Annotated in this window: 28 protein-coding genes; all 28 read right to left on the bottom strand. The window is 58.4% G+C overall.

Annotated elements, in window-relative coordinates:
* Positions 1-12: 12 nt before the first annotated feature.
* Positions 13-936 (bottom strand): hypothetical protein, encoded by a 924-nt coding sequence (locus ALO80_RS18950; protein WP_055010110.1) that lies wholly within the window; start codon positions 934-936, stop codon positions 13-15.
* Positions 937-944: 8 nt separating this feature from the next.
* The gene (locus tag ALO80_RS18945) at positions 945-1,367 is read right to left on the bottom strand and encodes a phage tail terminator-like protein (RefSeq protein WP_055010109.1); all 423 of its coding nucleotides are present in this window, start codon (positions 1,365-1,367) and stop codon (positions 945-947) included.
* Positions 1,364-1,744: a hypothetical protein gene (locus tag ALO80_RS18940; protein ID WP_055010108.1), complete on the bottom strand. Its 381-nt coding sequence runs from the start codon at positions 1,742-1,744 to the stop codon at positions 1,364-1,366. The genes ALO80_RS18945 and ALO80_RS18940 overlap by 4 nt, the downstream gene beginning before the upstream one ends.
* Positions 1,744-2,103 (bottom strand): hypothetical protein, encoded by a 360-nt coding sequence (locus tag ALO80_RS18935; RefSeq protein ID WP_055010107.1) that lies wholly within the window; start codon positions 2,101-2,103, stop codon positions 1,744-1,746. The genes ALO80_RS18940 and ALO80_RS18935 overlap by 1 nt, the downstream gene beginning before the upstream one ends.
* Positions 2,104-2,106: 3 nt before the next feature.
* Positions 2,107-2,496 (bottom strand): hypothetical protein, encoded by a 390-nt coding sequence (locus tag ALO80_RS18930; protein WP_055010106.1) that lies wholly within the window; start codon positions 2,494-2,496, stop codon positions 2,107-2,109.
* Between the two features lie 51 nt (positions 2,497-2,547).
* On the bottom strand, positions 2,548-3,114 hold the full coding sequence (locus tag ALO80_RS18925; protein WP_055010105.1) for a hypothetical protein: 567 nt from the start codon (positions 3,112-3,114) through the stop codon (positions 2,548-2,550).
* 51 nt (positions 3,115-3,165) lie between these two features.
* Positions 3,166-4,134: a major capsid protein gene (locus tag ALO80_RS18920; RefSeq protein WP_055010104.1), complete on the bottom strand. Its 969-nt coding sequence runs from the start codon at positions 4,132-4,134 to the stop codon at positions 3,166-3,168.
* 11 nt (positions 4,135-4,145) lie between these two features.
* Positions 4,146-4,856, bottom strand: a complete 711-nt coding sequence (locus tag ALO80_RS18915) for a hypothetical protein (RefSeq protein WP_055010103.1) — start codon at positions 4,854-4,856, stop codon at positions 4,146-4,148.
* Between the two features lie 117 nt (positions 4,857-4,973).
* Positions 4,974-6,023 carry a minor capsid protein gene (locus tag ALO80_RS18910; protein ID WP_055010102.1) on the bottom strand — a complete coding sequence of 350 codons (1,050 nt, stop codon included), beginning with the start codon at positions 6,021-6,023 and terminating at the stop codon, positions 4,974-4,976.
* Positions 6,013-7,452, bottom strand: a complete 1,440-nt coding sequence (locus ALO80_RS18905) for a DUF4055 domain-containing protein (RefSeq protein WP_055010101.1) — start codon at positions 7,450-7,452, stop codon at positions 6,013-6,015. The genes ALO80_RS18910 and ALO80_RS18905 overlap by 11 nt, the downstream gene beginning before the upstream one ends.
* Positions 7,453-7,459: 7 nt before the next feature.
* On the bottom strand, positions 7,460-8,761 hold the full coding sequence (locus tag ALO80_RS18900; RefSeq protein ID WP_055010100.1) for a terminase large subunit domain-containing protein: 1,302 nt from the start codon (positions 8,759-8,761) through the stop codon (positions 7,460-7,462).
* Positions 8,748-9,386, bottom strand: a complete 639-nt coding sequence (locus ALO80_RS18895) for a terminase small subunit (protein ID WP_083493332.1) — start codon at positions 9,384-9,386, stop codon at positions 8,748-8,750. The genes ALO80_RS18900 and ALO80_RS18895 overlap by 14 nt, the downstream gene beginning before the upstream one ends.
* Before the next feature lie 41 nt (positions 9,387-9,427).
* Positions 9,428-9,679, bottom strand: a complete 252-nt coding sequence (locus tag ALO80_RS18890) for a hypothetical protein (RefSeq protein ID WP_055010099.1) — start codon at positions 9,677-9,679, stop codon at positions 9,428-9,430.
* Positions 9,676-9,864 (bottom strand): hypothetical protein, encoded by a 189-nt coding sequence (locus ALO80_RS18885; RefSeq protein WP_055010098.1) that lies wholly within the window; start codon positions 9,862-9,864, stop codon positions 9,676-9,678. Before ALO80_RS18885 ends, ALO80_RS18890 begins: the two co-directional genes overlap by 4 nt.
* Positions 9,861-10,052: a hypothetical protein gene (locus ALO80_RS18880; protein ID WP_055010097.1), complete on the bottom strand. Its 192-nt coding sequence runs from the start codon at positions 10,050-10,052 to the stop codon at positions 9,861-9,863. The genes ALO80_RS18885 and ALO80_RS18880 overlap by 4 nt, the downstream gene beginning before the upstream one ends.
* Positions 10,053-10,183: 131 nt before the next feature.
* On the bottom strand, positions 10,184-10,552 hold the full coding sequence (locus ALO80_RS18875) for a Gp49 family protein (RefSeq protein ID WP_055010096.1): 369 nt from the start codon (positions 10,550-10,552) through the stop codon (positions 10,184-10,186).
* Positions 10,553-10,640: 88 nt separating this feature from the next.
* A complete protein-coding gene (locus ALO80_RS18870) occupies positions 10,641-10,979 on the bottom strand; it encodes a hypothetical protein (RefSeq protein WP_055010095.1) in 339 nt (112 codons plus the stop codon).
* On the bottom strand, positions 10,979-11,350 hold the full coding sequence (locus ALO80_RS18865; RefSeq protein ID WP_055010094.1) for a DUF3450 domain-containing protein: 372 nt from the start codon (positions 11,348-11,350) through the stop codon (positions 10,979-10,981). Before ALO80_RS18865 ends, ALO80_RS18870 begins: the two co-directional genes overlap by 1 nt.
* A 227-nt stretch (positions 11,351-11,577) precedes the next feature.
* Positions 11,578-12,159 (bottom strand): hypothetical protein, encoded by a 582-nt coding sequence (locus ALO80_RS18860; RefSeq protein ID WP_055010093.1) that lies wholly within the window; start codon positions 12,157-12,159, stop codon positions 11,578-11,580.
* Positions 12,156-12,770 carry a recombination protein NinG gene (locus tag ALO80_RS18855; protein ID WP_055010092.1) on the bottom strand — a complete coding sequence of 205 codons (615 nt, stop codon included), beginning with the start codon at positions 12,768-12,770 and terminating at the stop codon, positions 12,156-12,158. Before ALO80_RS18855 ends, ALO80_RS18860 begins: the two co-directional genes overlap by 4 nt.
* The gene (locus ALO80_RS18850; protein WP_055010091.1) at positions 12,745-13,077 is read right to left on the bottom strand and encodes a hypothetical protein; all 333 of its coding nucleotides are present in this window, start codon (positions 13,075-13,077) and stop codon (positions 12,745-12,747) included. Before ALO80_RS18850 ends, ALO80_RS18855 begins: the two co-directional genes overlap by 26 nt.
* Entirely contained in the window at positions 13,077-13,493 is a 417-nt protein-coding gene (locus tag ALO80_RS18845) for a recombination protein NinB (protein ID WP_055010090.1), read from the bottom strand. Before ALO80_RS18845 ends, ALO80_RS18850 begins: the two co-directional genes overlap by 1 nt.
* 90 nt (positions 13,494-13,583) lie before the next feature.
* On the bottom strand, positions 13,584-14,378 hold the full coding sequence (locus ALO80_RS18840) for a hypothetical protein (RefSeq protein ID WP_055010089.1): 795 nt from the start codon (positions 14,376-14,378) through the stop codon (positions 13,584-13,586).
* Positions 14,375-14,683, bottom strand: coding sequence for a hypothetical protein (locus ALO80_RS18835; RefSeq protein ID WP_055010088.1), 309 nt, complete (start codon positions 14,681-14,683; stop codon positions 14,375-14,377). The genes ALO80_RS18840 and ALO80_RS18835 overlap by 4 nt, the downstream gene beginning before the upstream one ends.
* Positions 14,680-15,384 carry a replication protein P gene (locus ALO80_RS18830; RefSeq protein WP_055010087.1) on the bottom strand — a complete coding sequence of 235 codons (705 nt, stop codon included), beginning with the start codon at positions 15,382-15,384 and terminating at the stop codon, positions 14,680-14,682. The genes ALO80_RS18835 and ALO80_RS18830 overlap by 4 nt, the downstream gene beginning before the upstream one ends.
* Positions 15,381-16,175: a hypothetical protein gene (locus tag ALO80_RS18825; RefSeq protein ID WP_235812496.1), complete on the bottom strand. Its 795-nt coding sequence runs from the start codon at positions 16,173-16,175 to the stop codon at positions 15,381-15,383. The genes ALO80_RS18830 and ALO80_RS18825 overlap by 4 nt, the downstream gene beginning before the upstream one ends.
* Positions 16,172-16,471, bottom strand: coding sequence for a hypothetical protein (locus tag ALO80_RS18820; protein WP_055010086.1), 300 nt, complete (start codon positions 16,469-16,471; stop codon positions 16,172-16,174). The genes ALO80_RS18825 and ALO80_RS18820 overlap by 4 nt, the downstream gene beginning before the upstream one ends.
* A complete protein-coding gene (locus ALO80_RS18815) occupies positions 16,468-17,196 on the bottom strand; it encodes a phage antirepressor KilAC domain-containing protein (RefSeq protein WP_144434238.1) in 729 nt (242 codons plus the stop codon). Before ALO80_RS18815 ends, ALO80_RS18820 begins: the two co-directional genes overlap by 4 nt.
* Position 17,197 lies beyond the last annotated feature (1 nt).

The following is a 17,197-nucleotide window of genomic DNA, read 5'->3' as shown; positions in this document are numbered from 1 at the left end:
ATTGCTTGGCTGTTACTTGCGGTGCAGGATTCCGCCTGGCTGAAGCTCTTTGCGGATCACATCACGGACTTGGTCAGCAACGCCGAGACCCTTATTAACGCGGGCCTCGACAGATGCGATCCGGGCAGAAAGCTGAGTGTCGGCGATAGCGCGAGAGGTGACCTCATGCTCGATCTTGGCTGTCACGCTTTCCAGAGGATCAACAAACTTCGCCGTGCCGATCAAATCATTAATTTGACCGAGGGTCTCGGCTGCATCGACGCTGGCTTTCATTTCGCGATGATCAGAGGTGCACTTTGGCGCTGTTGCATTGGCAGAAAATGCTGCGCAGCCGATGGACCAGCACAGGCCCGCAAGCACTGTCTGACCTGCGGCGTTGGTGGTCGTCCGCAAAAACCCGACTGGGGGAATCTTGCCAGCGTCGATGAACGCCTGGGTCAGAATGACCTGATCACCATCGACAGCGAATGGTGTATCGATCTTTTCTTCGGCCTTGTCGAGGTTGCCCAGCACCATGCGGGGCACGCCATCATGGAAAAAGGTGAATTTGTCACCCTCTTTCTTGATTGAGTATCCGGCGCTTCTCGACTTCTTCATGCGCGCCGAAAGCTCTTCAGCTGTTTCTGGCCTTTCGTAGGTCAGCATGAAGCGGATGTCCGCGAACCCCGGCTCGTAGGACTCATCGGACGTGCTGATCTTTGCGCTGGCTCGATACTCGGAGGGGATCTTGATTATCTCTGATCCAATGAAGGCGTAATACTCCGAAGCATTTTCGGGAAGATCGCGCGCAGCCCATTCGCCAGCGGTAACGGTAATCATCTGAGGCTGCTCAGGCAGGCCGCCGACAGAAATCTTGGCCGAGTTGATTTCAAACTCGCCGGTTACTTTGTCAAGCTTCCAGCCAGATATGTTTGGCACGTAGTCGTGACTTTGCATAAATCCTCTCAACCGGCGCGGAACCGGATATTCACGTTGATTTGGTAGAAGCCTTCGTACTCGCCCGCGCCGACCTGGCTGGCCTCGATGCACTCAAGGTCACCGTCAGTCCAGTAGGCGAAATGGGCTTCCAGCGCGTCGGCCAGTTCATTCAGGCCACGCATGCCGGTGCGTAGCCGGGCAAAGCACTGCACGACGATGATTCCGGGCTTGCGGGTGTAGGGCTGATCGGCCATGCCGGCCATGAAGGCGGTGGCGTGCTGGATGTTCAGGCGGCACCAGAGGCCATCAGCAGGAGGCTTGAACACGCCTGAGCTGTCTTGGTTCTGCGCCGGGTACTGAGCGTTGGGATAGAAGATGCGTTCCTGCTCGATACCGGTGAAGGCCACCATGCGCGCCGTGATGGCTCTGCGGATCTGCTCATAGGTCATGATGCATACGCCGCTGCAACGCCAGCGAAGGCGAGCCCGAAGACGCCGGACGGTGCCTGCTTGGAGTGGCCATTCTCCAGTTTCTCCGCATACGGCAGATTATTCTGGATGTAGATAATCGAAAATGGCTTAAGGCCAGCCAGAACCGAAGCGCCCTTGCTGATTGTGGCCGCTCCGGTTGGGTCCAGGGTTTGGCTGTTCGAGAACACTGGCGAGCCAATCGTGACGGTTGTGTTTCCTCGAAACCTGCCGGTGTCCACCGGGGATCGGCTGATGATTTCACCCAGCAACGCCATTGCAATGATCCGCAGCTGCTTGGTCATATCGCCTTCAATCTGGGTGATGAAGGCTGTCGGGGGCGTACTCCATCCGGCCATCAGATTTCCCTCAGTTGAATTTGGTAGATGCAGTCGGCCGGATCCTTCTGGACGTTGAGCACGTCGAAACCGTTGATCTTGTGGCCCACCTGCGGCACGCCACCAATCACCTCATTTGTGAGAGCAATCAACTCCTGGTCGGTGGCCTTGATGCTTTCGCCATCGATCAGGTCAATCCGGTAGTCAGCGAAGACGCCACGCCCTGTGTAGGCGATGACAGCGCCTGGAGTGGAATCCTCTGTGACCTGGTCAACCTTGCCGGGCAGCGTTATCCCGCCGCTGAACGTCTTCACCGCATCAGCCAGGTCCGTGTCGAAGGCCTCGGCCATGTCAGCCTGGATTTCATCGCGAATGCCCATGGCTCACCTGTAGACGTTGAAGCTGAATGCGCTGGAGCGCCACGGGGCCAGCAGCGCCAGAGCGAACTGGAGGCCATCCGGCAGCGCCGTTGATTTGGTGGTATCGATTGATGCGAATGTCTTGCTGGTGGTGACCGGCCCCGCCTTGACGGTCTTCGCCTCAAGCGTGCCCTCGGTCTGCTGCTGGTAGAGCTTGCCATCGGCCGCAACCTTGGCCATCTCGATACCGGCCTGCTTCACCTCTTCAGGGATGGATTCCATATCCACGCCTGTCAGGCTCAGCGATGTCATGTAGGCATTGGCCTGCATCACGGCGCGGGCTTTCTTGTCTTCGGTGGTCCAGTTGGCCCCCAGTGCGGAGTCAACGTCTGCCACGGTGATGTAGGTAGCCATCTGGCCTCCGAATTGAATGAGTGGGGCCGAAGCCCCGGAGATGCTTTTGCGTTACGCCTTGCTCAACTCGTCGACCTGCTTCTGCAGCGACTCTTTCGAGGCGTTGGCGCGGTAGGTGACGTTTGCGGCGTCCAGCTTGGCCTTCAGGTCGGCCACTTCCTTGGCTTCACCCTGATCTCCAGCAAGTCTGGCCTGTGCCGCCTGTGCCAGCAGGTCGTCGACTTGATGCTGCAGGGCGCGGGATTTTTCCGTCTCGCTTTCCAGCTGGTCGCGCAGCCCCTGCACGCCGCTGTGAATGTTCGTCAGCAGACCGAACAGACGATTTGCGGTTTCGCCGCTTTCCGGCTTAACCAGTTGTCCATCAGCAAGCGAATCGACCAGGGCCTGCACAGCTGCCAGGTCGCCGTGGGCGGAGTGCACCGCGCCAGAGCTGTCAACGCCTGAAATATTCAGCTCTGGCCGCACGGTGACGTCGGGCACATCCTTGGCCGCATCTTCGCGGCCAGCAGTTGCATTGGCGTCCACGATGCGCAGACCGCGCTCCTTGGCCAGAGACTTCACGTCCTCCGTGTAACGGTGGAAGGGCCCTGCCAAGTACCAGATGTTGTTCTTGCTCATGCTGTCGTCCTCGGCGGCCCTAGCGAATCGCTGAGGCCGCCTTCATGGGGGTTACTTGGAGGCATCACCGATCAGAGCAACACCAGCGGTGTGCTTGATGCTGGTGGCGGTCTTGTCCCAGTTGGTGCCTGTCGCCAGTTCGGCGTCAGTTGGAGATTTACCGCCAGAAGTGGTATCCCAGGTGTAACCCTTCAGGCCCAGACCAAACGTGTAATCGGTCTGCAGTGTGGTCTCGATACGCTCCTTGCCGTTGGTGGTCTGGACGTTGCTGATGATGTCCCGGCCGTCGTGCACAAGCGCTGCGCCCTGCACCAGAGACAGGATGATTTCCTTGCTCGGGGTGCCAGCCTGCATCAGGGCGGGGGCATCGGTAACCACCGAAATTTTGCCGAGGATGTCGACAACACGGACATTGCCTGCCTGGAACAGCTGCTGCTGGTTGGCCAGATTCTGGCCTACCAGCTTGTGATAGCTGATGCCCTGCATGACCTGAGTCACCAAATTCTGACTGGCGTCGCCGAACTTCGCGTGAGCATTGTTCAGTCCGACGTATCCAATACCAGTGGATGCGGATACGTCATAGACCGCGTCAGCCTGGGAGGTGATCGCAGCAACCAAGGCAGCAATAGCGGTGTTCAGCTGGTCCTTCAGCAGGATCTCGGCGAAGGCGCGGGAAGCGACCTCGATGCCTTGGGCGGTCGGACGCTCCAGCCAGGTCATTTGCGATGGTTCGTAACGGATCGGACCGAAGCCACCTGCAACCTTTACTGAGGTGTTTTTCAGTTCGGTCAAGTCGGTTGCTGCTACCGCATTGTTTGCGGTGTAGCGATCAACACGACGCTGTGCTGCGGCCAGAGTCTGGAAGAAAGACTCCTGCAGAAAGTCGCCAGTGAAGCCATCCGGAGACAGCACGATTGCGCCACGGCTTGCGGCGTTGAACGCAACGAGCATCTGGTCCAGCGTCTCGATGGTGGCCGGCATGATGTATTCGTTGAAAACCTGCATTTGCGACAGGGACATGTGTGCTTTCCTTATTTCAATGGGAGATCAGGGAACCGGCTCGCAATAGCGGCCTGTCGCTCCTCTTTGGTGCCGCCGATTTTTCCGTTTGCGGCCCCGCCGCCTTTACCTGCACCCCCGGCCCCGCCGCCAGATGCCTTGCTACCCGCGATCAGAGGACCAAACGCGGGGTCGTTCATGAATTCTGCTTTCAGCTCGTCCAGAGTGGTCGCGGAGAGCTTGCCCGCCTGATCAAGCACAACAACGGCGGGCTTGCCGTCGCGCTGCTCGACGCTCAGGCGGCGTTCGATGTGAGGCAGCAATGCCTTGGCGCTACCCGGAATCGCCAGAGTGGTGGCGATATCGGTCGCGGTGCGTCCCACGGTCAGATCCCGGATCTGCCCGCTCAGCGTTCCGCGCTCCTGCTCCAACATTCCGTTCAGCTCAGCTTCACGGCGGTTGTACTTTTCGGACCAGGACTTTTCGAGCTCCTCCACGTTGCCGGACTTACGAGCAGCCTCTTCGCGATCAAGTCGCGCCTGCTCTTCCGCATCCTTGCGTGCCTTATCGGCGGCCTTCTTCTCATCCAGCAGTTCCTGAACTTTCGATTTAAGGCCGGAAACATCCTCGGGCTGAGGCAGACCCTCGATGCCGAGAACGAACTTGCCGTCTTTCTCGACGTACAGTGCTTTTACTGAGTCGTCGACGCCTTCCAGGCTGTCCAGTTGGAATTTCAAGGTCATTGCTGTCTCCCAGAGACTTGGTGCAGGCCCTGCCTGCGGACGTAAAAAAGCCCCGCACTGGGCGAGGCTTGGAATATGTGCGCCACGATTTCGTGTGGTCGCATTTCGTGGCGCGGATTAGTTGAGCCCTGCTCGCTCGAAGGCTGCAGGCTGCTTGTCTTTCAGTTGATCAAGGGTCAAGGTGCGTCCGTTGTCGTCGACGAATCGGTCGAGGGTCAGTTCACCCTTGGAAAACAAGGCATAGCGACTCGGGCCGAGAACGTCCTTTTGAAACGCAGCAGGCTGGCGCTCCAGCCATGACTGGTAAGTGACCTTGCTGGAGACCGGTTCCGTTCCGTCAGACCCTTTTGAGGGCCTCGTCGAGCCTGGTATCTCGCGTGCGTATTGGTCTTTCAGCACTGGCAGCGCGCTTGACCTGCAATTCCAGTGGCCGGGCGGCCTGGGGTCATCCCATCCGTACAGCTGTTGGTCACGGGCCTGGCACATGTGCGACGTCCGGCTGTCCAGCGTGGATATCCATCGCCACCCCTTGAGGATGTCGTCGTTCGCCTTGAGCGTCTCCATGCGCGCGGTGGAGGCCACATGGTTGGTGACGGTGCGAACAAGCGCTGTCGCCTGATCACGCTGGAGCATTTCCAGACCACTGACGCGCTTGGCGATGGCCTGCGTAGCCTCACCCAGCGCAGCACCGATCTGGATCTCGCTGATGATCTCGGCGGCCTTCTTGCTGCCGAACTGATCAAGCGCACCGCTGATGCTGATCTTCTGGACGCCCTTCTTTCTGGCTTCCAGCGCCATCGGCCTTGTCAGTGCGGAAGAAACGACCATCTGAGCCGACGGCGTGCTGACCTGAACGCCGACACTCACCGTTGCTCCGAGCATTGCGGCGCTGAAAACCGACTCATGGACCGCAAAGTCGCTCAGGTCGGCTTGAGCTTGCCCTTTCATCTCAGCGTAGATGCCCCGCAAATCGCTTTGCAGCACTTCTATCTGCTTCTCGTACCGCTTGGTGCCATAGACACTTAATCCCGCTGATACACGATCCTTGGCGGTCGCAATGGCAAGCGTGATGAACTTCGCCACCTCCTTGAGGTTGCTGCCTGCGTGACGCTGGACGTATATCTGGTGCCGGGTGGTTGCGTCGATCAGATAGCCTTCACTGCTCATTGCCTTCACCGGTCACTGGCGGTTGATTCGGCTCACTCCCAAGCACCGGCGCGTCCGCCTCGCGCTCTTCGTCGATATCTTCATCCGTGCGATCCGCTTCCAGAATGCCGCCCTGCCGTAGGTTGGTTCGAACGTCTGACTTGGCAATGATGCCCTGTTGCCATAGCTGGACCTGGGCAAGGATGTCCTGCGCCGTCATCGTCTCGTCGAAGAATGCCTGATTAAGCCAAAACGTTGTGCCGTCTTCGTCTGGCTCGCCAATCATGAAGCGTTGGGCGTCCAAAATTGCGCGCTTTAGAGCCTCCGACACGTTGCCTGCGATGGTGCCGAGTACGCTGTTGTCCGAGCTGTAGCGGATGCGTACCGCCTCAGCAGTCTCAGCACCACCAGCCTTCTGGACAATTCGAGCGCCGATCATCAGCATCTGCTCTTCCTTGTCCTTCAGCAGCGTGCGCGCCAGTTGGCTTTCGGTTGCTTGGACTAGGGTGGCGGTACCGCTCTTGCCGAGGTTGTAGCCACGGGTCGAGCCTATGTGCATGCCATTCGGGTTAAGCCTCAAGAACTCGTCAGGCTGAATGTCTGTGGTGATGAAAAGGGTCGGCTGTGAGCTGATGAACCCCGACTCTTCCACAGTGGCGCTGTTGCCGTAGTGCAGGATATTCACATCAGCCAAGTCTTCCAGCGGCGACCTGTCGATGCTCGCGTCGTTGTTCTGCGATCCGTAAAAACTGAATGGAATATGACTGAATGGGTTGCCAAGCCTGTCTCTCGGCTCGGTTTCAGCGAATACATTGCCGTTATCAGCATAAACCCGCTGCACGTATCGGCCCTCGGCCAGCAACAAAACCCGGTACTGGGTGGCCTGGATACGATCAAGGTTTTCCGCACTGAACTCCGATACACGCTCCCGCAAGCACACGTAAACCAGACGCTTTACGCCGTCTATGACCTGCTCTTCCCAATCGATGATCGAAAGCGCGTCATAGTGATGCACCAAGGCGCGACGACCCTTCATGTCGGCTACTGACGACACACCCTCTACCGGAGGAAAGTCTGCAAGGAATCCGCCCCGCCCTGCTTCCAGGCACTCGCCGACAGCCTCCTTGGAAAGCTGTTCAAGGCTGGCACCGTCACCGCTGGCATTCTCCTTGATGTACTCCACACCAGCAGGAAGGCTCAGCTCAGCTGTTTTACGGAACACTGCGCCCATCAGCCCAGTGCGCGTGCGCCCGGTGATATTCAGGAACATGGCGCGCTTCTTGTACTGCTTGTACCGCGCCTGATTCTCGGGTGTTTTATTCTCGGGGTCAGGCATTGGCAGGTATTCGTCGTGCTTGCGAACCTCGCGCGCGCCAGCCACACAGCGTTTGACCATTAGCCAGCCGGGCAAGGCCTCCGCGTATTCCGCCCGTGGGATGAAGTTGGGCATGTTGGCCTCAGAAGGTAAATGTGACGGGGATGTGGGTCATCGGCTTGATGATCGGGTAGTCGTGGTGGATGAAATACCCGCCAGCATCGTTCGCGTGGTCCACGCCGGATTTCTTGTCTGGCTCTCCGTTAGGGGCCCACACCTGCTGCTCCAGTCCATCCGCATAGGTCGGGCAGCGCAGCGGGTTGACCAAGTAGCGGCGCTCGCCCAGCGCATTGCAGAACATCGCATTCATCGCGTTGATGCGGTCTTTAACTGGCGGGTTGGCATCGGGTGCAATGACGCTAAAGCCCGCCTGGCGCAGGATGGCTATGTCCGTTTCGCTGGCGTTCACCGATTTACGGGAGCCGCCTGATGCATCCGGGTATATCCTGATTTCGCAGGTCTTGTCGTAGTCCTTGCCGTTGTAGCGCCAGTAGCGCTCCTTGATACGCCGTATCATGTCAGGCGTATCGAAGCCATCAATGAACTCGTCAACAGCCCTTGGCTTGCCATCTGCGCGCTTGACATGGGTTATCGCCGCCATCTTGCCGACGTTGAAGTCCATGCCGATGAACAGCGGTTCGCCAGCTTCGACGCTTTCAAAGCAGCCGTTCAGTTTGCGGTCATATGCGTGGTAGATCGAACCCGCGTTCAGGTTGACGAACTGGCCATTGAGATAGGCGAGGATCAACTGTGGCGGGTAGGACTCCATCAGCGATGGGATGTAGTCGGGCGGCAGGTTCAACTCGTTGTCGAACGTGCTGGCCTGGACAAGGCCATACATGCCTTGCATACCCGGCTTTTCGCGCAGCTGCTTCACGAACTGCTGGTAAACGAACTTGAAACCCTCAGGTGTCGTCGTGACGTCTACGCCGTTCTTCAGCCCTGGGGCGTTGTAGCGCATACGGGCGATGATCTTGCGCCAGGCGTGTTCAGCCTTGAGCGCTGGCAGAACGTCCAGCTCATCAACCAGCGCATGACCGATCTTGAAGCCCACGATGGTCTGTGGCTTCTCCATTGATCTGCATATCGTGGTGCTGCGGTACTGCCCACCACTGTAGAACTCGACCTCCTTGTCGCTTTCCTTCGTCTTGACCTTGAGGCCCCAGTCGAACGCAACCTCTTCGATGGTTGGAAAGAAGATGTCGCGGATCTGCGGATAGGTTGGCGCAAAGTAGCCCGAGTTGATTCGGGGCCACTCCCAGACGTGCTTACAGATACCAGCACAGCCAACCCATGTCTTTCCTGAACCAAAACCTGCGACGAACCCACGAAACTTGTGGGGCATGTTGATGAAGTTTGACTGTGGCACGTTAAGGGTTGGCATCTTGCTTCCTCGCGTCCACCACAACTACTTCGACGCGCTGCGGAGCAAGACCCTGATCGCCATCCTCCTGCAATCGTTTGATCTCCGCCTTCCGCTTCTCAATCTCTAAGCGCTTCAGTTCTGTGTCGAGCGACAGATGTCCTGGAGCGGAGAACATGCCGAGGTGACGCCCGATATCAACCAGTGCGCCCTTCTTGTCATGGAGCTTTACCTTCAGCCCATCCCGGCCCTGGGATACTTCGGCAATGGCCCCGGCTGTGTTGTCGTCAATCTCGGTGGAGTCAATAAGAGCCAACCCGTGATACGGAACCATGTCCTCCGGACCGTCATCCTCACCATCAACCATTCGGACTTGCGTCTCACCCCACCGGACGACCTTCCTGATGTCACTGAAGCCGATCTTTGCCAGCTCCTTGAGCACCATGTCTTGGGTGATTTCCACACGTCCAGAGCGAGCATTCATGCCCTGTCGGATTGCTGCCGAAACACTAACATTGGCTAACAGGCGCGAACCCTGCTCATTTGCTGTCTTCTTGCTGTACCCCGCACGGGTAGCGGCTTGCGTGGCATTCAGGTCTATCAGGTACTCGTCGACAAAGCGCTGCTGTTTTGCTGTCAGCGCCATAAGGAATCCTTTGAGACTTGGTGCCTCGCGTGGTTGGGTTATCAGTCGTCTGTATCAAGCAGCACATCAATCAGTTTCTGCTCACCTAGGCGCATCGCGCCCAGACACTGCAGGTCGTCACACTTCGGGCCGAGGCCGAAAACGGTTACCTCACCCTTCGGACCTATCAGCGTCAATGCGCCTACGGTGCACTCGGGATGCTCACCAGCGTCAAGATCGTCAGCGATCTTGCGCAGGGTCTTAGCGGCGTCACGCCACCCCTCACGCTTGAGCTCTACGATTTTCATGCTCATGCGGTCACCCTTTTCAGCCACTCTTCAATGATCCTGCAAACAACCGGTTCGGTCAGGATGCTGGACGGCTTTTCGCCTGCGATGATTGATCGGAACAACTCGACCGGCAGGACATGAGCGCCATCACTGGCAACTACCACAAGGTGTGGACGCTGGTCGGCTATATCATGGACTTGCGCAGTCACTGGCACGCCATCATGTGGGTTTGAGCATGGGCGTGCCCGTGAAATGTGGAGACAACGAACCCTTGAGGCAGCCCTGCAGCCTTGGCGCAATCAATGGCCTTGGCGATGGCAGCGTCCATATCAATGAGCGCCTTGCTGATCTCCGCGCTCACTGGGGCTGCATGACGAATGTTTGTTACGTTGCTCATGCTCTACTCCACTGTGCAGCTCGGCCATATCGACCGGGCAAAGGCAAGCGCGCCGTCGTGATCGAGGGCGCATTCAAGAAGGATCATCGGGAAGGGTTTGTGGCCGGGTGTGGTGACCATCCAGTTCTTTTTCAATTCGAGTCGTGCAGGCGCTGCTTCAGCTCGTAACCCATGAGCGGCCAGATCTTCTGCTCAGCGTTCTGACGGGCGATCTTGCGGCCGATCCCTTCGTCGAAGTTTTCCGGGCTGGCGCATGCCGATTCACCGGTCACAGTGAAGCCGTTCTTGAGAACCAGCACGCAGAATGTAAGCAACTGGAGTTCGCCATGGGCACCGGTCATGCGCGTCAGCTCATCCTGCTTATGCAGAGTCGCTTGGACGGCGTCCTGAGCGGTGAAGTAGTACTCGCCGGCAATGTTGCCCTGCAGGTCACATGGAGTGATGCGCGGAGCGGTCAGCCCTTTAGCTTTGATCTCTTGCTCGATTGCCTTGTCGTTCATGCTGTACTCCAGAATGCAAAAGCCCCGACGTTAGCCAGGGCTTGGAATGTTCGCGCCACGAAATGGCAGTGTCTGTTTTTGTGGCGCGCTACGGCGTCTGCCGCTCTACCGCCTCGTTGACCTTGTCAGCGGCCTTGCTGGCTGCCTCTGCCGCTTCCGTGGCCTTCCCTGCTGCACCCTCAACCTTTACGGCTGCATCGGTCGCAGTCTTGGCCAGCTTGTTCAGGCGCATGTCACGCTGCACCGTGGCCTCGTCGTAACCCCGACGCACCTCAGCGACCTGGGCGCTATACCAACTGGCAAGAGACCATTGCGAGGCTCCGAAGCCCAGCGCGAACGAGCCGGTTACCAGTAGCGAGGCGATCACCCAAACTTCCAGGCGGCGCCACCAGCGGCGGGCGATGAAATCAAGTGCGCATCTTTCCATCAGTTGATACCTCCGAGCTGTGCACGCAGACGAGCGATCTCAGCGCTTTGGCTGGTCACTTTGTCAGTGAGCTGGGCAACCTGCCCGGTCAGGGCTTCAATCTTCCCTTCCATGCGGCCGACAGCGGCAGCCAGCTCGTTGCGTTCTTTGGCGAACTGGTCAGCCCGAGCCTCGGCCTCTTTGCGCGCCAGGCGTTCCGAGTCAAGCAGTTCGTTCAGCCGTCGGACGGTGCCGATATCGGCGTTGTCCATGGCGCGGTCGGTCGCGTCCCTGGAGAGGAATTTCCTCAACCACAGGAAGCCACCCAGCAGGATTGTGCCCGTACCGCCCAGCCAGGTAGCTGTGCCTGGGCCAAGGTCGGTTGGGTCCATCTTTACTCCGGAATAAAAAGGGCCGTCAGGGCGGCCAATGAGGCGCGAGGTACGAAAGAGTCCCTCTCAAGTGGTGCATCGCCGAGGCGAGAGGCATGGAGGGTATAGGGGAAATCTGGACACAAAAAAAGCCCGGTTTTTAGGCCGGGCTTTCGGTGTTTCCTGAGCGAGTTGCCGTAGGCAAAATACTCAATATGGCAAAATGATGCCCTCAGCCGTGCGGGAAGTCAAGCGGCTTCTCGCATCTGATATATCACCGCCCCAATCGGGCTCAAAGCCAAGCGATCCAGGTCCTCGCAGCACTCGAAAGAAAGCTGGATAACCGGCTCCCAATCGCGCGCCCATGCACAGGACTCGATGCGGATCCCGAATTCACCCATCAGCCACGAACGAAACGCCTCCGGCTTAATCAGCGGATCGTCATTTGCCGACTGTCCGCCCTGGTGCATGTAGCGATATCGGCGCATCACGCCCTTCACCACATACTCGAGCTTTTCCCGCTTGCCTGCTGTCATGCGCTTGGACTTGGACATAACCATGCCGAACACGACTTCTTCGGCGGCCTCGTTGATATCGTCGTCGCGGTTCGCGGCGTACATGTATTCCCCGAACACGCGGACCTGCGGGTGTAGCTTGGCGATTGCCGACTGGATGTGCCCGGCCAAGGCGCTGTGCATCGCGTGGTTGGCCGTTGGGCCTCGCTCCGTGCCCTGCACTACCACGCCGAGCTGAACGACGTCAGAGGACTGGCCGGGGGCCGGGATGTAAGTGCAGTCATGCCACGCCTGACGTGCTGAGTGGATTTTCATGCTGCTTGCCCCTTTTTCAATTCTCTGGTCAGTGCCCGGTACTTGGCTGTCAGGGCTTTCAATTCTTCGACGGTGTACTTCTGGGGCTCATGTGGTCCCTCAAGCCATTCCACATTCACGATGCCGATCCGGCGCACCAGCTCGATCCGGTACTCAATGACGTTGCCGGACTTGTGCTGATTACACGGAACGCACTGCTTGTGGCAGTTCAGAGGTTCGAACCGCAGCGCAGGGTTGCTCCCGACAGTCCGGTAATGGCCAGCGTCATACTTCCCTTCGTGGTGGCGACCACAGCTCACGCAAGGCAGCGAGGCATCGCGGTGGCGCACCCACTCGTTGAAAGCCTGCTGGGTGTCTTTCATGTGGTCGCTGCGGGACTTCAGCTTCTCCTTGCGCACCTTAATCTCGGCGCGCTCGACCTGGGCCAGCGCCTTGCGGGCCTTGGCCTGATTCCTGGGTGCATCGATGATCGCGCACGCTGGGCTGCATACCGCCTGCCCCGGCTTCTGCGGGACGAATGAGGCCCCGCACTCAGGCACGCGGCATTTCTTCGCTCTTGGTAGCTTGGTAGCTTGGTAGCGAGCATCAGAAAGCCTCCATCTGCTTGGCATGTTCCTGGTGCTTCTCCTGCTCGATCTTTTCCTGCGTATGCCAGATCAAACTGTCCAGGCGACGCATGGTTTTGACTGATGGCCGGAACTCGTAAACTCCGCCGTATTGCGTGCCGTATGCGTAAAACGCATTGCTGATCCACACCTCCGCACTTCCGAGTCTTGCCGTGTGCCTGCCCACCTCAATCGACTCCCAGTGCTTGTCGATGAGGCGGTTCAGCGCGGCATCCCATTCAGGGGAGTATTTGTTGTTGTACGTAAGCCCGCAGAATGTTGAAACAGCCCAACGCCAGTAGAAGTTCTTCATCAGTACCGCCCCTCCCACAAATCTTTCTGACTCCACCGAACGCCATGCTCAGCACCAAAAGCAGCGATCCACTCCAGCAGGCTTGCGCACTGCGCGACGGTGAGCTTGCTTGTGCGCTCGTACACGACGTCAAAGCCGTGTCCGTCTACCGCTGGTATCAGTTGGGGCTGATCTCCAGCCTCACGAAGCCACGCAGCGGTCAGGAGACGTTTCCAGATCAGCACGTCCCACTTTCTTCCGGCGTGCTCGACTTGATTCGCGATGTCGGTCAGCGAGGCGTGGAGCTTTTTGTTCTGCTCTCCGCTGCGGTCCTGATCCTTGATCACGATCTTTTTGGGCTTGGTGAAATCAGTGCCGTGCAGGATTCCGAGCAGCCGGCTGGTGTCGTCGAGGCTGCGCATGATCATTTCAGTCATGAACCACCCCCAAGAACGAATACGCTTCACGGCCGTTATGCAGAACCTTGGCGGTGTTGAGCAGGGTTAGGAGTTGCTCCCATGTGAGGATCATTGGGAGGCCTCCTTGCTCTTCGCTGCGCGGCGCTGATCGTGGAACGCCAGAACTTCCTGCATGCCGTTGTCGACGGCAACTATCTCGCGATCAAAGTAGGCTTGAGCGTCTGTCTCGCCTTCCGGGGGAAGCTGACCGGGACCAACCAGCGAATTGAATATCCAATCCATACCAGAAGTTTCGGTTTTGCCGTGCTCGTCCTCGATTACCGCCGCGCGCATTGCAAGGATGTATCGCCCAAACAACAAGTCCAGCTCCTTGATGCGCATGGCGGAAACAGCAGCCGCATCGCGCAATGACTCGTTCTCGATCTGCAGTGCAGTTATCGAATTCTTCCGGTCGCGTGCAGCTTCATGTTTTTCTTTCAGCGCCTCGCACTCAGCCTTGAGCTGCTTGTCAGCTTCGTGGGCGAGCCTCAGCATTTCGCTTTGTCGCTCTACTTGGCCCTTCCACATGTCGCGATTACGCTTGAGACGCTCGCACTCAGCCCGCAACTCAGCATTCACCCGCTCGTAAGCTTCATAGCCGGTCTTGAGGCCTGCGATTTCGGCCTTGAGTTCGCGCATCTCTCGCGTCTCGGTCTGCTTGTGCATCTGGTACAGGCCGCGCAGTGCTTCGTTGTCGTTGCACAGCTCCAGCAGCACGGCAGGCGTGGCGAACTCGTACAGTTCAACCAGCATGCCCTCAGCCGTGTACATGCGCTCGGTGTCGACAGTCAGATCAGACCACTCTGCGCCACCTGATTTGGCGGCTTTAGCCAGCGCTTCCAGCTTTTCGATATCGACGATCACGGCTTCACCTTCACGCCAGCGGCTTCGATGGCTTCTTTTGTGAGCCGAACACCCTCGATGTAACCCTGCACAAAAACACTTCCGCGATTCAGGTAATCATCATCAGGCAGCTCAATCACCAGCGCCTCGCGGGAGGCCTTCCAGCCTTTCTGGAAATACGCCCACGCCGTGGATTTGCTCTCAGCAGCGCGGTTAACCCGCGCGGAGCCATACATGTTCAGCTCTGGGATGAAGTAGCACTCCTGCTCTTCATTGGTGAAACCCCAGATGGCCTCAAACTCTTCACGCATCTTGTCGTTGCTCACTGCCCCGCCCTCCTGCCAATTCTCGCCAACAGCAGAGCGCGCGCCGATGCGCCGTCTACCGGGATTCCTTGTTGAATGATTCGTGCCTGTACCGCCTGCTCGGCCTGCTCTTCGGCGAGTTCCAGCTCGGTCTTCTGGCTGTCATGCCCGATGCCGGTCAGGATCTTGCCGTCCAGCGGTTGCCCGGCCTGGGCGCGGCGGATCACGATCGTGTAGTTGTGGTCGAAACGCTGGCGCAGGCCCTTGTCGTCTTGCTTGGCGCTGCGCAGGTCGAACAGGCCGGTGGCGGCCGCGGCGATCTTCACGCCCTCGTGGCTGTAGGTGGCCATCAGGGCTTCCATCCATGCATCAGCGACGGTCGGCATGCCGAAGTCCTCCGGGCCGGGCACGCACATGGCGATGAACTCACCAACGCTGGGAGCGAACGGCTTCTTGAGCTTCCGGCACTTCTGAATACCGAACTCGATCTGCTCCAGGGTGCGGATACCCTCGTCGGCGAATTCCTTGATCCACTCTTCCTTGGCGGCTGCCAGAGCCTCTGTGGACGGCCACGCCTGACGCCATGCGGGAAAGATGCCCCGTAGGCGACGGAATAGGTCATTGACCACCTCAGCGGTCTCCAGCGAGACGACAACGGGTGCGCGGTGAACCTCGGGCGGCTGGTTGGACATTGAGGCCATGAGCTGGCTTGCAGGCTTCATGGACTCACCACGACGTTACGTGCCCATGTGGTGTCGTCGAAATCAGGCTCACCACGGCGAACAGGAAGCTGGTGAACGTTAGCAGGCGCTTCCTGCACTTCGTCTTCCCAGCGCTTACCGTTCAGCCACGTCGAAGCGTGCGGAATGAACTGGCCGTTATCTTTGGTCCAGCCCGGTGTAAGCACGTGCTTGGCCAAAGCCTTTAGGATCACGTCGAACAGGTCCTGATTCAGCTTGAGCTTTGCCCATGCCTTCTCGGCCTTGTCCTTGCCGACCTTCCGGGGATACAGCTTCCAGAACCGGCAAAACATCTCGCCGCGATCAACCGGAGCTGGCGACGGAGTGAGGGAATCAGGAATCAGGTTAAGGGAATCAAGAGAGAGGGAATCAGCAGGGAAAGAACTGTGCGAATCCGGTGCTTGCATGGTGCTCGCATCAGGCTTTCCCTCAGAGCCTTCCAGACCGGGCATTTCCGGGATCGTACTCTTGGCCTCTTTCATGTGTGGGTTTTGGTGCTTGGACCAGTTGATGACTTGAATGGCTTTCACGTCGCCCACGGTGTAACGCTTGATGAACCCCAAATGATCCAGGTCATCGAGCATCCGATTGATGTCTACGTTGTCCGCCGGGAACAAAGCCATTTTCAGACGACGAGGACGGTCTTCCAGACGGCCCTCACGGTCGGCCTCAGTCCACATGCCGATGAACAGTAGGCGCGTGGCAAAGTCCAGCTCTACCAGGTGTTCGTTTGAGAAGAACCCCGGCTTGATGTTTCTTGATCTGGCCATCATTGGGCCTCCGGTGTTTTCTGTGCGGCGTTGTAGCGCTCGTAGCCTTCGCCGTACTCATGACAGTAGGTGGCAGGCCAAGCGCCGCGCGTACCTTCTGGAACGAAGTGGTAAAGGCTGTCGTAGGTGCCACGGCCTGGGGTTGTCTTGCACCACACATGCTTAGGGCCGCCCAGGCTCCAGCGCGGGCGATCCTTGACGGCTTCGGCCATGAACAATTCAAGATCGTGATGTCCGCGACTCATGACTATGTAGGTGTCTTCGCCTACGGATTCGATATCCAGCGGGTAGGTCTTCATTGCCGGGCCTCCAGCTGGTACTGAGCCCACAGGCCGGCAATCCAGCTGACGCCCTTGGGGGTAAATTTGGCTTGGTTGAACGCGTGCCCGCCGTCAGTGGTGCCGGTCTTCACCTGGAAGCGTCCAGCGTCGACGTGGTTCTGGTAGGCCTGCCACTCCCCGCCCATGCGGTACATGATCCGGCGATCAAGCAGGAACTCGCGGAAGCGGGCCTCATTAGCACCCAGCAGCTTGGCGGTTTGACGGAAGCCCTTGAGGCCGGTGGATTCGACGTACTTGTCGACGAACTCAGCCTTTGGTGCAGCGATGGCCAGGGCCTGATTGGCGGCCTGCTGCATTTCGAACTGCTCGGCCCAGGCGCGCGCGGCGGCTGCAGGGCTGGAGAAGTCGGGCAGCGTGGCAATGACGTTGCCTTTCAGACGCTCTTCAAGCTGGGTCATGTGGTCATAGACAGAGGCCTGAAGCTCATAGCTGTATGACATTGCCATCAAGCAAGCCTCGCGCTTTGGAAATGCGTAGGCCTTTCGAGGGCGGCCATAGCTGTCAGGAAGATCGGCAATAAATTTTGCCGATGTTTTCTCTCCTAAAACCTCTGGCACCTTGCTCAGAAAGCTCTTGTGCATCAGCAACACGAACTTGCTCCCATCCTCCCCCGACTGTCTGTCGCGGTGCTGGTTGATGAATTGCACAAGCTCAAGGCTGGTAATAGAAACTTCTCGCGCCACG

Origin of the sequence: Pseudomonas caricapapayae (genome assembly GCF_001400735.1) — a bacterium.
Lineage (GTDB): Bacteria > Pseudomonadota > Gammaproteobacteria > Pseudomonadales > Pseudomonadaceae > Aquipseudomonas > Aquipseudomonas caricapapayae.
Note: the sequence above shows the minus strand (reverse complement) of the source record. Positions and strands in the feature narration are given on the sequence as shown.

Excerpts from the sequence above, each read along its gene's own strand:
- ALO80_RS18950 (WP_055010110.1), bottom strand. The coding sequence starts at position 936 with ATGCAAAGTCACGACTACGTGCCAAACATATCTGGCTGGAAGCTTGAC.
- ALO80_RS18945 (WP_055010109.1), bottom strand. The coding sequence starts at position 1,367 with ATGACCTATGAGCAGATCCGCAGAGCCATCACGGCGCGCATGGTGGCC.
- ALO80_RS18940 (WP_055010108.1), bottom strand. The coding sequence starts at position 1,744 with ATGGCCGGATGGAGTACGCCCCCGACAGCCTTCATCACCCAGATTGAA.
- ALO80_RS18935 (WP_055010107.1), bottom strand. The coding sequence starts at position 2,103 with ATGGGCATTCGCGATGAAATCCAGGCTGACATGGCCGAGGCCTTCGAC.
- ALO80_RS18930 (WP_055010106.1), bottom strand. The coding sequence starts at position 2,496 with ATGGCTACCTACATCACCGTGGCAGACGTTGACTCCGCACTGGGGGCC.
- ALO80_RS18925 (WP_055010105.1), bottom strand. The coding sequence starts at position 3,114 with ATGAGCAAGAACAACATCTGGTACTTGGCAGGGCCCTTCCACCGTTAC.
- ALO80_RS18920 (WP_055010104.1), bottom strand. The coding sequence starts at position 4,134 with ATGTCCCTGTCGCAAATGCAGGTTTTCAACGAATACATCATGCCGGCC.
- ALO80_RS18915 (WP_055010103.1), bottom strand. The coding sequence starts at position 4,856 with ATGACCTTGAAATTCCAACTGGACAGCCTGGAAGGCGTCGACGACTCA.
- ALO80_RS18910 (WP_055010102.1), bottom strand. The coding sequence starts at position 6,023 with ATGAGCAGTGAAGGCTATCTGATCGACGCAACCACCCGGCACCAGATA.
- ALO80_RS18905 (WP_055010101.1), bottom strand. The coding sequence starts at position 7,452 with ATGCCCAACTTCATCCCACGGGCGGAATACGCGGAGGCCTTGCCCGGC.
- ALO80_RS18900 (WP_055010100.1), bottom strand. The coding sequence starts at position 8,761 with ATGCCAACCCTTAACGTGCCACAGTCAAACTTCATCAACATGCCCCAC.
- ALO80_RS18895 (WP_083493332.1), bottom strand. The coding sequence starts at position 9,386 with ATGGCGCTGACAGCAAAACAGCAGCGCTTTGTCGACGAGTACCTGATA.
- ALO80_RS18890 (WP_055010099.1), bottom strand. The coding sequence starts at position 9,679 with ATGAGCATGAAAATCGTAGAGCTCAAGCGTGAGGGGTGGCGTGACGCC.
- ALO80_RS18880 (WP_055010097.1), bottom strand. The coding sequence starts at position 10,052 with ATGAGCAACGTAACAAACATTCGTCATGCAGCCCCAGTGAGCGCGGAG.
- ALO80_RS18875 (WP_055010096.1), bottom strand. The coding sequence starts at position 10,552 with ATGAACGACAAGGCAATCGAGCAAGAGATCAAAGCTAAAGGGCTGACC.
- ALO80_RS18870 (WP_055010095.1), bottom strand. The coding sequence starts at position 10,979 with ATGGAAAGATGCGCACTTGATTTCATCGCCCGCCGCTGGTGGCGCCGC.
- ALO80_RS18865 (WP_055010094.1), bottom strand. The coding sequence starts at position 11,350 with ATGGACCCAACCGACCTTGGCCCAGGCACAGCTACCTGGCTGGGCGGT.
- ALO80_RS18860 (WP_055010093.1), bottom strand. The coding sequence starts at position 12,159 with ATGAAAATCCACTCAGCACGTCAGGCGTGGCATGACTGCACTTACATC.
- ALO80_RS18855 (WP_055010092.1), bottom strand. The coding sequence starts at position 12,770 with ATGCCAAGCAGATGGAGGCTTTCTGATGCTCGCTACCAAGCTACCAAG.
- ALO80_RS18850 (WP_055010091.1), bottom strand. The coding sequence starts at position 13,077 with ATGAAGAACTTCTACTGGCGTTGGGCTGTTTCAACATTCTGCGGGCTT.
- ALO80_RS18845 (WP_055010090.1), bottom strand. The coding sequence starts at position 13,493 with ATGACTGAAATGATCATGCGCAGCCTCGACGACACCAGCCGGCTGCTC.
- ALO80_RS18830 (WP_055010087.1), bottom strand. The coding sequence starts at position 15,384 with ATGAAGCCTGCAAGCCAGCTCATGGCCTCAATGTCCAACCAGCCGCCC.
- ALO80_RS18825 (WP_235812496.1), bottom strand. The coding sequence starts at position 16,175 with ATGATGGCCAGATCAAGAAACATCAAGCCGGGGTTCTTCTCAAACGAA.
- ALO80_RS18820 (WP_055010086.1), bottom strand. The coding sequence starts at position 16,471 with ATGAAGACCTACCCGCTGGATATCGAATCCGTAGGCGAAGACACCTAC.